Consider the following 15,886-nt stretch of genomic DNA (forward strand, 5'->3'; position numbering starts at 1 on the left):
AAAATTAACTTTCTTTTTTGCCAGTTAATTTTTCTTTAATGCGTGCAGCGCGACCCGCTAAATCACGAAGGTAGTATAATTTTGCACGACGTACATCGCCACGACGTTTAACAATAATGCTGTCCACAATCGGGCTATAGGTTTGAAAAACGCGTTCAACGCCAACGCCATGAGAAATTTTGCGAACGGTGAACGCAGAATTTAAACCACGGTTGCGTTTGGCAATAACAACGCCTTCAAACGCCTGTAAACGCTCACGGTTCCCTTCTTTTACTTTCACTTGGACTAAAATAGTGTCTCCTGAATTAAATTCGGGAATTTCTTTGCCTTTCATTTGTTCAGCATTCAATTGGTCAATAATGTTGGTCATGGAATCACTCCTTAAATTGGCATTCCTTTTCAGCAGGAATTACCGTGTTCGCGTTTAAACTCGACAAGCAGTTGCTTGTCTGTATCACTTAATTCAATTTTTTCTAACAAGTCTGGCCGTTTAAGCCAGGTTTTACCCAGCATTTGTTTTCTTCGCCAGCGTTCTATGTCCTTATGGTTACCACCTAACAGCACCGCTGGAACATCGAGACCATTGATGCTTGCTGGTCTGGTGTAATGTGGGCAATCCAATAGGCCATTCATGAACGAGTCCTGTTCAGCGGAACCTGCATGCCCTAGGCTGCCTGGTAGTAAACGCACAATCGCATCAATAAATACCATTGCTGCCAATTCACCACCACTTAAAACAAAATCACCGAGCGACCATTCTTCATCCACATGATGAATGATCACACGCTCATCGATTCCTTCATACCGTCCGGCTATAAACAGCAAGGATTGCTCATTTTTTGCCACCCGATTTAAATCGGATTGGCGAATTACTCTTCCTTGTGGACTGAGATAAATCGTTTTACAGGTCTTTGGCATCTGGCTTTTTGCATGTGTAATTGCTGCATGCAAGGGTTCATACATCATGACCATGCCTGGGCCACCACCATAAGGTTTATCATCCACTTGACGGTAAGGTCGAGCAGCCCAATCACGTGGATTCCAGTACTCAAATTTTGCTAAACCCTGCTCTATTGCTCGTCCAACTACCCCATATTCCAGACTCGCAAACATTTCAGGCATTAAGCTAATTATGCCAAGATGTAACATTGATTTAAAAATCCACGTCCCAATCGACAGTAATAAGCCGTTGACTGACATTGACATCGATTACAAATCGTCCGGGTAAGTAGGGGATTAAGTGTTTTTTCTCACCCTGTACTACGAGGACATCATTGGCACCAGTAGGCAGCATTTCAATCAATTGACCAAGTAATTGGCCTTGCTGATTAATAACTTGCATGCCAATCAGTTCATGCCAATAGTACTCACCTGGTTGTAGTGCAGGAAGTTGATCCTGACTAACGGCAATTTCTGCATTCGTCAAACGAGCTACCTGCTCACGCTCATGGTAACCCTCGATTTGGGCAAGAATTGCTTTATCACGGACTTCCAAGTGCAGTATTTTTAAAAGCTTCCATTGATGATCAATGTAGGCGTGCCAGTCTGTATAACGCAAAATGTTATCACGTGGATCAGTGAATGAATGAACTGTAATCAATCCCTTAATCCCGTGAGCTCTGCCAAAACGACCGATAACAACCCAGTCAGTGCTATTATTCACGCTTACTTAGTATCAGCTTTCTTCTTGTTAAATTCTTTGACTAATGCCTTGACACGGTCAGACAACTGCGCGCCATGATTTTGCCAATGAGTTAATTTATCCATTTCTAAGTGCAAGCGAACTTCTTGGCCGCGTGCAATTGGATTAAAATAGCCAATTCGCTCGATGTAGCCACCATCGCGACGCTTGCGGCTATCCGTTACGACCATGTTGTAAAAAGGACGCTTCTTTGCGCCAGCTCGTGATAAACGTATAACGACCATTGTTTTCCTCTACTTATAAGCGTGTTTACGTAAAAAATGCCGTGTATTTTACGAAAATTAACTCGGCATTGGAAGCGATTTTTCAATATTTATTTACTTAGTATCTATTTTCATCAGGAGTGTCATTTATTTCCGATCATCAGGAAGAATATTTTTCAGACCAGGCAAACCACCAATGCCCCGCATCATTTGCTTCATGCCTCCTGGCTTAGTAAATTTTTTCATCATTTTTTGCATTTGCTCGTATTGTTTCAGCAAACGATTAACGTCTTGGATTTGAGTGCCAGAACCCAATGCGATGCGTTTTTTTCGAGAACCCGAAATGATTTTGGGAATACGCCGTTCTTTTGGAGTCATGGAGTTGATGATGGCTATCGTTCTAGCCATTGCTTTGTCATTAATTTGACCCATGGCTTGCTGAGGTAATTGACTCATACCAGGGAGTTTGCTCATCATGCTGCTAATGCCTCCCATTTGATTCATTTGTTCAAGTTGTTGTTTAAAATCGTCTAAGTCAAACCCTTTGCCTTTTTTAAGTTTTTTAGCGAGTTTTTCACTGGCTGCTTTATCGGCTTTACGTTCGACTTCTTCAATTAAAGTTAAAATATCTCCCATACCCAGAATACGTGATGCAATTCGGTCTGGGTGAAAAGGTTCTAAGGCATCGATTTTTTCCCCAGAACCTAAGAATTTGATGGGTTTTCCAGTGATTTGTCGTACGGAAAGAGCTGCACCGCCGCGGGCATCACCATCCGTTTTAGTCAAAATTACTCCCGTTAGCGGTAGTGCTTCGTGGAAGGCTTTTGCCGTATTAACCGCATCTTGTCCTGTCATGCTGTCCACGACAAAAAGGGTTTCTACTGGGTTGACCGCTTGGTGTAATGCTTTAATTTCTGCCATCATTTCCGCATCGATGTGTAAGCGGCCGGCGGTATCGAGAATGACGACATCCATGTATTGTTTTTTAGCGCTATCTAAAGCTTTTTTGGCAATAGCAAGCGGTTGTTCATGGGCTTCAGCTTCAAAGAAGGCCACATCGAGTTGATTGGCTAATACCCTAAGTTGATCTATCGCTGCAGGACGGTAAACGTCAACACTCACAAGCATGACTTTTTTGTTTTCAGTTTCTTTTAAATAGCGCGCTAGTTTGGCAGATGAGGTTGTTTTCCCTGAACCTTGCAAGCCAGCCATTAAGAAGACTGCGGGTGGTTGAGTTTTGAAATCTAATTCAGCGCGCGTATCTCCTAGTATATGCACTAATTCGTCATGAATAAGCTTTAGTAGTGCTTGGTCGGCTTTTAAGCTGAGAGCAACTTCTTGTCCGAGGGCTTTTTGTTTAACCTGCTCGATAAACTCTTTAACCACCGGAAGCGCAACATCTGCTTCAAGCAATGATATACGCACTTCGCGCAGCATTTGCTGCATGTTTTCTTCAGTGAGACGCCCCTGGCCGCTTAGATTTTTAAAGGCGCGTGTTAAGCGCTCGGTTAAATTCTCAAACATGGTGATTACCCAAGATGCAAAACTCCTATTATAGCATAGTGATGAGTGGAGTAGAATTGACACAGGCTTAAGTAAACCACATTTTATTTCCTCATTTGTATGTACAAAGAAGTAAGACTTGTTATCATGCTTTCTTCAAATTGATGCAAGTTGAAGTGAGATTTTGATGCCATTAGCAGCAGTACTGGTCATTGGAGTCGCCTCTGCTTTTCAGGTAAGACTAAGCTAGCTGGAAAGGTTGTTGAGAAGATACATTATTATGTGAGGAATGCTTTTATTAGCAAGAAGCTCAAAAAAAGCGTGTATAGCTAAGATTGATTATTAATGGAGGCAATTGATTTTAAATTACCTTGCAATAATCATGAGGAAGAAGAGAAAGAAGAATTTATTGCGTCACTCATAGTGTTAGTCTAAACCATTTGGAGATAGGCGGTGCAGTTTTCTCTAATCATACAGATCATTGCTCTAATCTTTCTGATTCTTTTATCCGGCTTTTTTGCCGGTTCAGAAATTGGAATGATGTCTCTAAATCGCTACCGTCTACGCTACCTTGTTAAGAAAAACAATAAGCAAGCTATTCGTGTTAATCAAATGCTGGCTCGCCCCGATAAGTTGCTCAGTGTAGTGCTCATTGGTAACACGTTAGCTAACATTGTGGCTTCAACAATAGCGACATTAATTGGTCATCGGCTGTACGGAGAAGTGGGTGTGGCTATCGCAACACTCTTTTTAACCGTAATTATTCTTGTTTTTTCAGAAATGGCCCCTAAAACTTTGGCTGCTCTTTATCCACAACAAGTCGCATTTGCTACCTCTTTGCCCTTAAAAGTGATGCAAAATCTCTTAGCACCAATCGTGCAAATCATTAGCTGGATAACCAATGGAATTTTGTGGCTGTTTGGTATTTCTGTCGATAAAGTGCAAAAAGACGCTTTAACCGGCGAAGAATTACGCTCCGTTGTTCACGAAGCGGGAGGTCTTTTGCCAGTAGAGCACAAGAGCATGCTAATCAGCTTGATTGATTTAGAGCGGGCCACAGTAGAAGATATCATGATTCCCAAAGCGGACATTATCGGTCTCGATTTAGAACAACCCTGGCATGAATTGCTTGACCAATTTGAGACCGCGCAGCACACCCGTCTGCCGCTTTATCGCGGTACCATTGATAATTTAGTGGGCATGGTGCATGTGCGTAGTGTACTGAGCTTAGCCCTTGATGAACGTCTGGATATGGATAATTTGTTAAAAATTGCTGATGCGCCTTATTTTATCCCCGAAGCAACGCCTTTGAATGTGCAAATTTTAAATTTTCGCAAAATGAAAAAACGCAGTTGTTTTGTTGTCAATGAGTATGGGGACTTACTTGGCTTAGTTACAATGGAAGATATCCTTGAAGAAATAGTGGGCGAATTCACGACGGACATCGCTGATTTAAGCAAAGACATTTTGCAGCAAGAAGATGGCTCGGTCATTGTTGATGCGAGCATTACGCTGCGTCATTTAAATAGGCTCTTAAATTGGCAATTACCGATGATTGGTCCTCGCACCCTTAGCGGATTAATTATCGAGCATTTAGGTTATATTCCCCCACCCGATTGCTGTCTGCAAATTGAAAATTTTCGGTTTGAAATATTGAAGGTAGGTGATAATACAATAAAAACCGTCAAAATAGTTAAAGTAAACAAGAAAAAAAGAACCGTTTCGATGTAGTTCTCTCCTATTTAGCATCATGCTTAGTCTAAAATAAAAGAAATGGATTTTGCAGAGTAAATCGATGCAAACAACTCTTGAGATAGAAACATTAAAAAGCGAGAAGTTAAGAACGACCATCTTAACCAGTGTTTTCGCAGTATTGGCGTTAATGTGGATTATATTCATTGCCTTGTCTCCTGAAGAATACCACCAGTACATGAGGAATGCTTCAGTGGCAATTTTACCTGGTTATTTAGCTACTGTTTCATTGTATTTTTTACTTGTGCGGAAGGTTATTTGTCAATACCTTAAGCAGAAGAAAATCATGCCAAATTTCCTCCGATATCTTAATGCTTTTATTGAAGTTAGTATCCCAAGCATAGGGATTATTTTTTTTTCAAAATTTCAAACCCCAGCTTACGTATTATTAATGCCGCCTGTTTTAATTTATTTTCTTTTTATCATTCTTTCTGCGCTGACATTAAATGAATGGTTATGTCGTTTTTCAGGGTTAGTCGCGGCAGTGGAGTATGGAGTGATATCTTATTATATTTTGCATTATACCAATACCGCAGGAATTGATCCTTTTTTAATGGAACGGCATACTTTTGCGTCTCGCATAGCTGTTTTATTCATCGGGGGTATAGTGACAGGATTTATTACCTCTCAAATAAAAAAACAGCTTAATGCCGTTTTTACTGCCCAAAAAGAACGTGATCGAATCGAAAGTATTTTTGGCCAACATGTTTCTCCGGAAGTTGTCTCGAGATTATTATCCAAAGATGCGAATGCCAGCGAATATATTCCTGTATGTATTATGTTCTTGGATATAAGGAATTTTACTCATTTCACAGAGCAAAATGATCCATCAACCGTGGTTAAATATCTTAATAATTTTTTTCAATACACGGTAGAAATCATTCATGAAAATAAAGGAATTATAAATAAATTTCTAGGCGATGGTTTTATGGCCGTCTTTGGAGCGCCTATTTCTAGTGGCAATGATGTAGCCAATGCAGTAAGGGCCGCACTGACAATAATCCAACGCAGGGATGAGGAAGTAAAAAAGGGTAATATACCTGATATGAAATTAGGAATAGGATTGCATTTTGGGTATGCAGTGACAGGGACTATCGGTACAAAAAGGCGCTTAGAATACACTATTGTTGGGGATGTAGTGAATTCCGCAGCTCACATAGAACAGCTAAATAAAACGTATAATACGAGTGTGTTAATCTCTGAAGATGCAATTAATAAATTCCCTGAAGTCAAGGCTGAATTCGTTGGTAATGCGACTTTAAAGCATCGCGAAAGTCCTATGAAACTGTACCGATTAATTTAAAACAATGGCAGAAAATGGGTTGGATGATTTCAAAAGAAACCATCCAACCGGATTAAATTCCTAAACGCGAATATTCAAATTCAAGTTGAGCCCCTCGTTCATGAGTCAATTCTGATTCTAACTCTCTTGAGAGATTTTTAGCCGCTGATTCCAGAAGCCGAGAGCTCGAGCTTTCGTGTATTTTTTTATACAGTTTTGAAAAGGCGGCGACCTTATCTGTAAGTGCAAGGTGTAATGCACTATCTTTAGGAATAAAAAGGTCAGCTTCTACTGTGGTGCATTTAGGGCATTTAGCTGAGGGTTTTTCAAAAAGCTTGGTGATTAATAATCTCATCAACACGGTCCGAAATGCTTCGTTACTAGGGAGCATAGAACGTAAACTTATATACTCGCTGGGAATCCTTCCTGCATCCAGGGCTAATCTTAAGTTCTTCATATGCTCTTGAATTTTCTGATAGTGATATCCGGCTTGCGTCGTTTTTTCTTCCAGCTGAGCGATTAAATTCTCATATTCGACCACCTGCTGCAGAGGACAAAGAAAAGGTAATATTTTGTCTAATGAAGGATCATTAAACTTAATTGCACGATGGAATCGAAGTGGCTGGAGTTGAACTACAGCACGAAGGCGAAACTCCATATCACCAATAAATTTCATTGATTCAAAGCATCGTTGTAGTTGTTCATTCTCTATTGATTCGACTATTTGTGAATTAGAGTCGAATAATGAATTAGAGATGATTGTTTCAACGCAAGAGCGCAAATACTGTTGTAAATTTTTTGCCTGCTTAAATTTATCATCTGTTTCATTTAAATAATTTTGATAACCCAGATCTAAAATTTTGAAAATTTCTCTAAGTAATAAAATTTGATCGCGTTTAATTTGGTATAGTTCAACTTGTAATTGCGTATTCTCAAGGGTTAATAGACTTTGAGCTGTCTGCCAATGAAAGTTTCTTCGAGTTTGGATGGCTTCGTCATTTTGCTCTCCTATTATTTCATAAACTAAGGTAGCTCGCCAAAGCTCAGGATTTTTTTCAAGCGAAATGAGTGAATCAAGAGCAATGCTACGTGGTGTTTTGGGTGTAACTTGGGGAGAGGATAAATCAAGTTTTTCTGTTTCTAATTGAGGGATATCTATCGTGGAGGCAGAGGTAGAAATGGAGAGATCAATCAATGAGCTACTCGAAGAATCGGTGGTGTAGTCCTTTAGCGTAGCGCTTGAGTTTGATTTTCCTTTTAATTTGAAAAGACCGAGAAAAGCACTCCCCTTTTTAATTTTTTTCCCTGTTTGCTCACCTTTTCCGTGCATATTGGTATCCTTATTTCATCCTGTTTAAAATCCATGCAAATTCCAAAATAAATTCAAAATTTTTTTTTGAACAATAGCATTATGAATTAAACCCTAGGAAAGGTCATTTAGGGGTTCGCCTGTCTCACTTTCTTTAGAGGTTATCACCCGAGCAGTGAATAAATAACCTCCATTTCTAATTGTTTTAATGAGGGCGGGTTTTTTAGAATCAGTCTCAATTTTTTGTCTCAAACGGCTGATTTGGACATCTATACGCCGATCAAAAGGATTGAGGTCGCTATTTTTGGTCACCTGCAGTAGAAATTCTCTCCCTAGGACACGCTGCGGTTGGCGTATAAAGGCAAGTAGCAAATCATACTCCCCAGCACTAAGCTGCAATTCTTGATTCGTCTTACTGAAAATTTGCCGTGATGCTGGATATAAGCGCCAGTCCGCAAATCGTAGCACTTCTTTTTCTTGATCGACTTCTTTAGTTGAACGCTGAACTCTTCGGGTGATAGCACTGATGCGCGCATGCAACTCCCTGGGATGAAGAGGCTTAATGAGAAAATCATCCGCGCCGGCCTCTAGCATTTTAACGCAGGCTTCTTCATCAATTTCATTACTAATGACAATTAATGGAACAGGATAACGATGGTATAGTTCATCAATGATAGAAGTATCTCCTTTAAAAAGGGCCCAATTTACCAATAAAGCTGCAGGTTGATGGATTTCTTCATTGAGTTCCGATAAGCTTTGCAATTGCACAATTTTATAATCAAATTTGGCAAAATACTCTGCAAGTGGGTTATCCCAGGGGGAATGATCAATAAGCAGCAAGTATTTTTGACGCGATAGCATTAATTTATTCTCCATCCCAGTGTGATTGAGGGTGAGTATTATACCTTTAATATCTTAGGTATATTTTATATCCGTTCATTCAATTGTAATTTCAGGCTTTTTAAAAACGCAAGATTATACACTGATTATTAATGCTTTTGCGATTTTAGTGAGTGGTATTTACCCAAAAAGAAAAGACAACTGTTTGAATAAACCTTTTTAAATGAGTCAAAAAATTGATATGCACCGGTTAGTATTTTGCTCATAGCAATAAAGGATTGTTATTTGTAGAATAAAGCCCGAGCAAAAACTTGTCATGGAGAAAAAATGAATAAATTGGTTTGGTCGTTTGGCTTAATTTTTTGTTTATTGCTGAGCGCATGCAAAAGCATTAATCCCAGTGAATACGATGTTTCAGAGGTTGGAAAACTGAAAAAAGTCGCTTCTGGGGTGATTATTTCAAAACAACCTGTTAAATTTCACCGTAAAAGCAACAACAGCAATAGTCGAGTAGCTCCAGGTAGCGAATACATTGATGGAGGACAAGGCTATGTTTACGTAATCAAACTGAATAATGGTGCGATCGTTTCGGTTGCGCAATCGGAAGATTTGAAATTAAAAATAAAGCAGCGTGTGCTCATCGTGTACGGCAAACATACTCGGGTTCTGCCAGATGACAGCAGCAATAGCTAAGTGGATTTGCCCGTTGAATTCGCAGATTTAGCTACTTATTCCTATCTCCCCGCGGCTTGCCGCGGGATTCAAAAAATGGTCAGAGAAATTAGGACTCGTTTACACTGGTATTTTTTTAAAAATTGCGTGTTAAAGAATAAGTTTATGTGTTCTCAAACCCAATCTTATCCCCAATTAATATTTTCATCTCCTGTGAGCTCTAAACATTGAATCAGTTTTGTCTTGTGGTGCTTTACCCACTGGTCAAACGATAGCCCCCTACGGTTACACAGGATTTGCATGTCGTCTTTCACATTGCCAATGAAAGCCATTCGCCCATCTTCGATCTGCGCAAAGGACTCAGCCACACTGTAGGCATAAGGATCTAGCGATGTTGAATCGCTACCCTGATCTTTAAGAAATTGCTCGGCCGATTGTAAATCGGCTGTGACGTGCTTTCCGGTCTTATTGCTTAGAATTTGGGTTAATTTTTGTAAATCCAAGGATTCGGTTGAAAACCAATAATCTTTACCATGATGTTTTTCAGGACCCTCCAAAAGTATTTTTGCTGTTGCCTCAGCAAGATCTTCTAAGGCAATCCAGCCACAGGGTTTGGAGGTGTACCAACGAAACTTTCCCTTTTTTAGAAGAGAAAAATTAAGGAGATTTTGAAAAAAGCAATTAGGGTGAAGAAATGTCCATTTAAATTCGAGGTGTTTTATATAGGTTTCAATCAGTTGGTGCCAGGCAAAATGTGGCGTAGTACAATCCCATGCTTCACTAAACACACCTAAGTGAACGATGTGCTCAACGCCAGCTTTTTTTGCTGCATCAAGCACCGTTTTGGATTGAGTTACCATAGAAACGGAATAACCGGTTAATAAAAATAAACGGTTTACGCCTTGAAGCGCTGAAGTAAAAGTGTGTGGTTGATCAAGGTCAATATAGACGGAGTCACCATAGCGTGCAGCAAGCATGGCCAACTGTTCTTGTTTCCTCGCTGCAGGACGCAACGTCATGAAATGACTTCTAGCAAGTTCTTCTGTCACCAGTTGTCCCATTTGGCCTGTGGCTCCTAAGAGCAGAATAACAGGTTTATGATTTTGCATGTTCTTCCCTTAACCTTGAGATGTGATGATCTTTAAGTGTTATTCGTCTGAAACGGTACTGTTTAAATGCCAATTATAGACAAAATTATCAATGTTATTGATGTGTTTAAGCTGATTACATAAGGGTTCTTTGGCAAACTGTTTTAAGTGAGAGATCACATCGTGCTTAGTGCCACCAAAATCTTCGTTAAACCAATCGTAAATTTTGGATACAATCAAAGCACCTTCAATGACTTGTGCACCTCGAAGAGAATTAACATAACCAAAAGCAGCTTCATTGAGTGCTGCATCAATAGTGGGGCCTCGATAAGCTTGTTTGCTTAAATTTGCAGCACCTATGGAGCCATTATTAATCGCATACAGTGTTCGCTGATCATTCCAAATGGGTCGAATAATGCGATTTTGGATTTCATCAAGCGATAAAGCAACCCCGTTAATAGTGACTACTTTTTTACCCCATGGTCCGATGCTAAATAAGCCGGGAGAAATGCTTATCTCTTCAACGCTTCCGACAGGATAATAATCGGCTATGATTTGTACAGTGAGTGCGTTGTAGAGGTTAATCCAAAAAGCTAATTGTTCATTGCGATTGTATTTATCAATATCGATTTTTGACATTTTTTCGATGTATCGCTGCAATAAAGCGTAATCTTCGTCAGTAAGATGCGCGTAATCCACTAAATTGATATTTTCTTCATTTGTTTTTACGCGATGGTTGAGGAATTCTTGCCAATCACTATGATCAATACTTGCCCTTGATAATGGATTATTAACTTCCCATATTGGCCACAGACTTTTATTAAACGAAGCGTATACGCTGCTTGCTGTTAGCATTAAGCTTATGAAAAGAATATACCCAAGCGATTTCAATAAGCTAAAAATAGAACTTTGGCGTTTCCTGGGTGCATAGCAATATCTAAACGGATTAAAACTAAACATTAATCTTAGCTCTATTTCGTAATGCGCTGCTGATTGTATTGGCATCGAGAAATTCCAATTCGCCACCAGAGGGAATTCCATGGGCTAATTGACTAATACGTAATGGATGTCCGCGTAAAAGTTCGTGAATGAAGTGAACCGTGGTTTGCCCTTCAACGGTCGGGCTTAAGGCGAAAATAACCTCTTTTATGTCTTCACGGATGATTAAATCTCGTAATCGAGGTAAGCCAATGTCCTCTGGTCCAAGACCATCAAGCGGTGAAATTTTTCCCATCAATACATAGTAGCAACCGTTAAACGCATTGCATTGCTCGATTGCAGCGACATCAGCTGGGTTTTCGACAATGCAAATCGTCGATAAATCACGAGATGGGTTCTGGCAGAGTGCGCATAAATCTTGCTCAGTGTAATTATTGCAACGCTGACAATGTTGAATAGCCAGCATGGCTTGTTCTAGGCATGAAGCGAGATGTAAGCCGCGCTGGCGCTGGTGTTGCAGAAGATGAAACACCATACGCTGCGCAGATTTTGGGCCAATTCCAGGTAGGCAACGGAAAGCATCCACCAAACGGCTTAAAGCATCCATTAGCTCTATTATTCCTTATCTTCCTTATCTTTCATAAAATCAGTTGGAATATTAAGACCAGCGGTCAACTGACTGATTTTTTCTTTAGAGGCTTTTTCCACTTTGCGAACTGCATCATTGAAAGCTGCTGCCGTTAAATCTTCAAGCATCTCAACATCTTCTTCCATCAGCATCGGATTAATTTTAATTTCAACGACATCATGACGGCCATTCATTTTTACCTTAACCATTCCACCGCCTGATTCACCCTCTACCACTAATTTACTTAATTGCTCTTGAGCTTCTTGCATGCGTTGTTGCATTTTTTGCGCTTCTTTCATCAAGTTGCCCAGATTTTGACTAATATCCATAGTTACCTCACGATTAATTAACTTGTTAATTATAATTCATCTTTAACAGGGGCAATAGAATTTTTGACCAATTCAGCTGAAAATTCTTGTTGCAACTGTTGAAAGAAGGGGTCATTTTGCAAATTGATTTCTGCCTCTTGTTGCCGTTGATGCTGAACAATTTGCTTTTGTTGAGCAGGAGAAGACTGAATTGTATCTTCAGTGATCAGATTAATTTTAATCAATTCGCCATAATAAATGCCTAGTGCTTGCTCTATCCGAGTTACCACTGTGGGGGTAAATAATGATCGGTGTCCTTTAGCAACACGAAGCGTGACTTCTTGATTTGATTTTATAACAAATTCGGCATTTTCTGCAGCTGTTAAAGCTAATCCAGTTAATTTCAACCGAATCAAAATAGCTTCCCAATCATCGGTATGCGAATTAATCGCAGATTGCTTTGCAGCCTCAAAAGAGGGAGCAAGAATTTCTTCGATATGCTCTTCATTCCTAGGGGATGTTGATTCCTGTTCGCTAAATACTTCATCACTGTGACTGGAATTTGCTGGAACTGTCGAGTTTCTCGTCGCCTCATAAGCCAGCGGGGGAGTAGTTACTTTGGAGGCGGGTCTAAACGTCAGCATACGCAATAAAGTCATTTCAAACCCAATGGCTAAAGTCGGTGCTAGAGCTATCTCTTCGGTCCCTTTAATCCCAATTTGATAAAACAATTGCACATCTTCGGGACTCAATTGATTAGCTAGTGCTTTTATTTCGGAGTGAGTTTTGATTAAAGGATTATCGCTAGCAAGCGCTTGATGGATTGTCATTTGATGTAGATAATCCAGTAATTCATCCAGTACATAACGAAAATGCCCCCCTTCGCTAGCAATTTGCCTACTCACCTGAATGAGTTTTTGGGCATCCAATCTTGCTAGAGCCTGTAATAATTGTATTGCATAATCCTGCTGAGTGTAGCCTAAAATAAATTTTACTTCTTGTGCCTTTAGCTGGTTATCCGCACTAGCGATCGCTTGATCGAGTAAACTCAACGCATCACGCATGCTTCCCTTCGCTGCTTTAGCTAAGAGCTCGACAGCTTCAAGTTCAAAGAGTAATTGTTCATCTTGCAGAATATGCTGCAAGTGTTGACTGATCATCTCTGCTGGCAAATGCTTAAGGCTAAATTGCAGGCAACGTGAGAGAACCGTGACAGGCAGCTTCTGAGGGTCAGTAGTTGCCAATAAAAATTTCACATGAGAAGGAGGTTCTTCCAGGGTTTTCAACAAAGCGTTAAAGCTATGCTGTGAAAGCATATGCACTTCGTCTATTAAATAGATTTTAAATCGTCCATTCACTGGACTATATTGAACATTTTCTAAAAGTTCACGCGTATCTTCCACGCGCGTTCTTGAAGCACCGTCGATTTCAATTAAATCTATAAAACGGCCTTGTTCGATTGCTAAGCAGGCATCGCATTGCAAGCAAGGTTGTGCACTAATTCCTCGTTCACAATTAAGCGATTTGGCCAAAAGTCGAGCAACACTGGTTTTACCCACTCCGCGTGTACCAGTAAAAAGGTAGGCATGGTGCAACCGTTGCTGATTAAGCGAGTTGATTAATGCCTTATTTATATGTTCCTGGCCAACCAGTTGGGAAAAGGTACGTGGTCGCCATTTACGCGCTAGTGCCAGATAGCTCATTGGGCTTTCACAAATTGGGCGGCAGCTCTAAAAGCCACACCCCGGCGCCCGCATCAATTGCTACCGCTGCTCCCTTCCGGGCCTGACGGGGTTCGCAACCTATCGTCGCGAGGGGACCAATAGAGCCACCATCGTTGAATTGCGAAGAGTAGCAAAAAATAATAGGGATGGCTAGGTCTTCAGTAATAAATCAGATAAATCATGGTTTTTGAGTGAAGAACACCTCCATAACTATGTTAACATCCGTGTAATCTGTTATGACAAAATTAAGTCTCTGTATCATGCCTAAGCTTTTACCCTGGCTTAACTGGGGAACTACAACCTGTTTTGTATTATTTCAATTTTATCTTCAAACAATGGCCGGATTAATGGCTACCGAATGGAAAAAGGATTTTCATCTCACGAGTACGGAGGTTGGAGCATTGTCGGGTGCTTTCTTTATTTCTTATGTGTTCATGCAAATTCCTGTAGGTTTTGCCTATGATCGCTACGGGCCACGAAAAATTTTAATTCTTGCCTCATGCTTACTTTCTTTAGGTATTTTTTGTTTAGCTTTCAGCCAACTCTATTGGCAGGCTTATATTGCCCGAATAATTATGGGAGCGGGGAGTGCCTTTGGTTTTGTAGGGATGCTTTATGTTACTTCCTCTTGGTTTTCTGCACGACATTTTGCGTTGTTAGTTGGGATTTCAGAAACCCTAGCGATGTTTGGCGTTGCAGCAGGAGAAATTGGGATGGCTTGGATTATTACTCATTACAGCTGGCGAATGACAATGATTTTAGCGGGTTGCTGCGCTTTAGTGATGGCTGTCACTATTACTTTTGTGGTTCACAATCAACCTGCGTCACGACAAAAGAACGACAACGTCCAGCTAACATTAAGATCTATACTCAAGCAAACTTTATCCAATAAGCAAGTTTGGCTGGCCGGTTACTACGGTTTTGCAATGTTTGCCATAGTTAATGTGGTTGTAACGCTTTGGGGCGTTCCTTTTTGCATGCAAAAATTTCAACCTCTTTCTTTAGAATCAGCCGGAGCTATGATGTCCATGGTTTTTATCGGCATTGGAATTGGCGGACCGTGTAATGCTTGGCTTATTCAGCGCTGGGAACACAGATCCTTCATTATGATTTTATTTACCAGTATCACCGCTTTGCTCTTTGCAATACTATTGTATGCACCTAAATTATCATTATGGGGTTTATATCTTATACTATTATTGTTGGGTTTTTTCTCATCCTGCTATATTCAATCTTTTGCTGTAGTAAAAGATGCAGTCCCCGCCACTATTCGCGCTACTGCTTTATCTACAAGTAATATGATTCTAATGATGAGTGCACCCTTATTACAGCCAGTGGTGGGTAAGCTTTTAGCGCTGAATTATACTTTTCCGGAGGCTTTATCAATTGTATTAATAGTGCTGCTTATTAATATAATGATGTCATTGGGTTTGGATAAAGGAATACAAAAGAAGGACTTTCATTGGAGGAAAAAATTTTGTCAAAAAATTAAAGAAAGTGTTTGACAAGGAGATAAGGATGAGTAGAATACGCATCACGCCTACGGGGCGGGTTCATTAAGAAGATAGAAGACAAACTGTGTGGGCGCTTTGAGTGATTGAAGTGCAAAAGAAAGAAGTAAAGAAGCTAGAGAGATCTAGCACAGGAATTGAACTGAAGAGTTTGATCCTGGCTCAGATTGAACGCTGGCGGCATGCTTAACACATGCAAGTCGAACGGCAGCACGGTCTAGTTTACTAGATGGGTGGCGAGTGGCGAACGGGTGAGTAACGCGTAGGAATATGCCTTAAAGTTTGGGATAACATGGGGAAACTCATGCTAATACCGGATGAGCTCTTAGGAGGAAAGCTGGGGACCATTTATGGCCTGGCGCTTTAAGATTAGCCTGCGTCCGATTAGCTAGTTGGTGGGGTAAGGGCCTACCAAGGCGACGATC

At 40.4% G+C, this 15,886-nt stretch carries 16 protein-coding genes, 1 rRNA gene and 1 other RNA gene; 5 read left to right on the forward strand and 13 right to left on the reverse strand.

Annotated elements, in window-relative coordinates; all coding sequences use genetic code 11:
* Positions 1 to 4: 4 nt before the first annotated feature.
* The 5 genes from rplS to ffh all read right to left on the reverse strand — a co-directional run bounded on the left by rplS (position 5) and on the right by ffh (position 3,429).
* Positions 5 to 370, reverse strand: a complete 366-nt coding sequence (rplS, locus tag B5D33_RS09430; protein WP_058452123.1) for a 50S ribosomal protein L19 — start codon at positions 368 to 370, stop codon at positions 5 to 7.
* A gap of 29 nt (positions 371 to 399) precedes the next feature.
* The gene (gene trmD, locus B5D33_RS09435) at positions 400 to 1,149 is read right to left on the reverse strand and encodes a tRNA (guanosine(37)-N1)-methyltransferase TrmD (protein ID WP_058452124.1); all 750 of its coding nucleotides are present in this window, start codon (positions 1,147 to 1,149) and stop codon (positions 400 to 402) included.
* 4 nt (positions 1,150 to 1,153) lie between these two features.
* On the reverse strand, positions 1,154 to 1,663 hold the full coding sequence (rimM, locus tag B5D33_RS09440) for a ribosome maturation factor RimM (protein WP_058452125.1): 510 nt from the start codon (positions 1,661 to 1,663) through the stop codon (positions 1,154 to 1,156).
* A gap of 2 nt (positions 1,664 to 1,665) precedes the next feature.
* On the reverse strand, positions 1,666 to 1,926 hold the full coding sequence (gene rpsP / locus B5D33_RS09445) for a 30S ribosomal protein S16 (protein WP_058452126.1): 261 nt from the start codon (positions 1,924 to 1,926) through the stop codon (positions 1,666 to 1,668).
* A 126-nt stretch (positions 1,927 to 2,052) separates the two neighbouring features.
* Positions 2,053 to 3,429 (reverse strand): signal recognition particle protein, encoded by a 1,377-nt coding sequence (gene ffh / locus B5D33_RS09450; protein WP_058452127.1) that lies wholly within the window; start codon positions 3,427 to 3,429, stop codon positions 2,053 to 2,055.
* A 432-nt stretch (positions 3,430 to 3,861) separates the two neighbouring features.
* Between ffh and B5D33_RS09455 the strand changes: the two genes are divergently transcribed.
* Positions 3,862 to 5,139, forward strand: coding sequence for an HlyC/CorC family transporter (locus B5D33_RS09455; protein ID WP_058452128.1), 1,278 nt, complete (start codon positions 3,862 to 3,864; stop codon positions 5,137 to 5,139).
* 64 nt (positions 5,140 to 5,203) lie between these two features.
* A complete protein-coding gene (locus B5D33_RS09460; protein ID WP_058452129.1) occupies positions 5,204 to 6,463 on the forward strand; it encodes an adenylate/guanylate cyclase domain-containing protein in 1,260 nt (419 codons plus the stop codon).
* Between the two features lie 52 nt (positions 6,464 to 6,515).
* On the opposite strand, the gene B5D33_RS09465 is transcribed toward B5D33_RS09460, so the two are convergent.
* Together B5D33_RS09465 and B5D33_RS09470 are read right to left on the reverse strand one after the other, a co-directional pair.
* Positions 6,516 to 7,772: a hypothetical protein gene (locus B5D33_RS09465; protein ID WP_058452130.1), complete on the reverse strand. Its 1,257-nt coding sequence runs from the start codon at positions 7,770 to 7,772 to the stop codon at positions 6,516 to 6,518.
* Positions 7,773 to 7,865: 93 nt separating this feature from the next.
* A complete protein-coding gene (locus B5D33_RS09470) occupies positions 7,866 to 8,612 on the reverse strand; it encodes a response regulator transcription factor (protein WP_058452131.1) in 747 nt (248 codons plus the stop codon).
* Between the two features lie 306 nt (positions 8,613 to 8,918).
* Here B5D33_RS09470 and B5D33_RS09475 point away from each other — a divergent pair, with 306 nt between their 5' ends.
* The gene (locus B5D33_RS09475) at positions 8,919 to 9,284 is read left to right on the forward strand and encodes a hypothetical protein (protein WP_058452132.1); all 366 of its coding nucleotides are present in this window, start codon (positions 8,919 to 8,921) and stop codon (positions 9,282 to 9,284) included.
* 164 nt (positions 9,285 to 9,448) lie between these two features.
* On the opposite strand, the gene B5D33_RS09480 is transcribed toward B5D33_RS09475, so the two are convergent.
* The 6 genes from B5D33_RS09480 to ffs form a co-directional block, all read right to left on the reverse strand.
* Positions 9,449 to 10,372, reverse strand: coding sequence for an NmrA family NAD(P)-binding protein (locus B5D33_RS09480; RefSeq protein ID WP_058452133.1), 924 nt, complete (start codon positions 10,370 to 10,372; stop codon positions 9,449 to 9,451).
* Between the two features lie 39 nt (positions 10,373 to 10,411).
* Entirely contained in the window at positions 10,412 to 11,311 is a 900-nt protein-coding gene (locus B5D33_RS09485) for a DUF547 domain-containing protein (protein WP_078767401.1), read from the reverse strand.
* A complete protein-coding gene (gene recR / locus B5D33_RS09490; protein WP_058452134.1) occupies positions 11,304 to 11,897 on the reverse strand; it encodes a recombination mediator RecR in 594 nt (197 codons plus the stop codon). The genes B5D33_RS09485 and recR overlap by 8 nt, the downstream gene beginning before the upstream one ends.
* Positions 11,898 to 11,905: 8 nt before the next feature.
* Complete coding sequence (locus tag B5D33_RS09495; RefSeq protein ID WP_058452135.1) at positions 11,906 to 12,247, reverse strand: YbaB/EbfC family nucleoid-associated protein; 342 nt, start codon at positions 12,245 to 12,247, stop codon at positions 11,906 to 11,908.
* Positions 12,248 to 12,276: 29 nt separating this feature from the next.
* Positions 12,277 to 13,929, reverse strand: coding sequence for a DNA polymerase III subunit gamma/tau (dnaX, locus tag B5D33_RS09500; RefSeq protein WP_058452136.1), 1,653 nt, complete (start codon positions 13,927 to 13,929; stop codon positions 12,277 to 12,279).
* A gap of 25 nt (positions 13,930 to 13,954) precedes the next feature.
* Positions 13,955 to 14,051: signal recognition particle sRNA small type (gene ffs, locus B5D33_RS09505), an RNA gene on the reverse strand.
* A 135-nt stretch (positions 14,052 to 14,186) separates the two neighbouring features.
* Here ffs and B5D33_RS09510 point away from each other — a divergent pair.
* On the forward strand, positions 14,187 to 15,455 hold the full coding sequence (locus tag B5D33_RS09510) for an MFS transporter (protein WP_078767402.1): 1,269 nt from the start codon (positions 14,187 to 14,189) through the stop codon (positions 15,453 to 15,455).
* A 145-nt stretch (positions 15,456 to 15,600) separates the two neighbouring features.
* Positions 15,601 to 15,886 (forward strand): 16S ribosomal RNA (locus tag B5D33_RS09515); the annotation flags it as partial.

It is taken from the genome of Legionella maceachernii (assembly GCF_900167045.1).
In the GTDB taxonomy this organism is placed as follows: domain Bacteria; phylum Pseudomonadota; class Gammaproteobacteria; order Legionellales; family Legionellaceae; genus Tatlockia; species Tatlockia maceachernii.

Excerpts from the sequence above, each read along its gene's own strand:
- rplS (WP_058452123.1), bottom strand. The coding sequence starts at position 370 with ATGACCAACATTATTGACCAATTGAATGCTGAACAAATGAAAGGCAAA.
- trmD (WP_058452124.1), bottom strand. The coding sequence starts at position 1,149 with ATGTTACATCTTGGCATAATTAGCTTAATGCCTGAAATGTTTGCGAGT.
- rpsP (WP_058452126.1), bottom strand. The coding sequence starts at position 1,926 with ATGGTCGTTATACGTTTATCACGAGCTGGCGCAAAGAAGCGTCCTTTT.
- ffh (WP_058452127.1), bottom strand. The coding sequence starts at position 3,429 with ATGTTTGAGAATTTAACCGAGCGCTTAACACGCGCCTTTAAAAATCTA.
- B5D33_RS09460 (WP_058452129.1), top strand. The coding sequence starts at position 5,204 with ATGCAAACAACTCTTGAGATAGAAACATTAAAAAGCGAGAAGTTAAGA.
- B5D33_RS09465 (WP_058452130.1), bottom strand. The coding sequence starts at position 7,772 with ATGCACGGAAAAGGTGAGCAAACAGGGAAAAAAATTAAAAAGGGGAGT.
- B5D33_RS09470 (WP_058452131.1), bottom strand. The coding sequence starts at position 8,612 with ATGCTATCGCGTCAAAAATACTTGCTGCTTATTGATCATTCCCCCTGG.
- B5D33_RS09475 (WP_058452132.1), top strand. The coding sequence starts at position 8,919 with ATGAATAAATTGGTTTGGTCGTTTGGCTTAATTTTTTGTTTATTGCTG.
- B5D33_RS09480 (WP_058452133.1), bottom strand. The coding sequence starts at position 10,372 with ATGCAAAATCATAAACCTGTTATTCTGCTCTTAGGAGCCACAGGCCAA.
- B5D33_RS09485 (WP_078767401.1), bottom strand. The coding sequence starts at position 11,311 with ATGTTTAGTTTTAATCCGTTTAGATATTGCTATGCACCCAGGAAACGC.
- recR (WP_058452134.1), bottom strand. The coding sequence starts at position 11,897 with ATGGATGCTTTAAGCCGTTTGGTGGATGCTTTCCGTTGCCTACCTGGA.
- B5D33_RS09495 (WP_058452135.1), bottom strand. The coding sequence starts at position 12,247 with ATGGATATTAGTCAAAATCTGGGCAACTTGATGAAAGAAGCGCAAAAA.
- dnaX (WP_058452136.1), bottom strand. The coding sequence starts at position 13,929 with ATGAGCTATCTGGCACTAGCGCGTAAATGGCGACCACGTACCTTTTCC.
- B5D33_RS09510 (WP_078767402.1), top strand. The coding sequence starts at position 14,187 with ATGACAAAATTAAGTCTCTGTATCATGCCTAAGCTTTTACCCTGGCTT.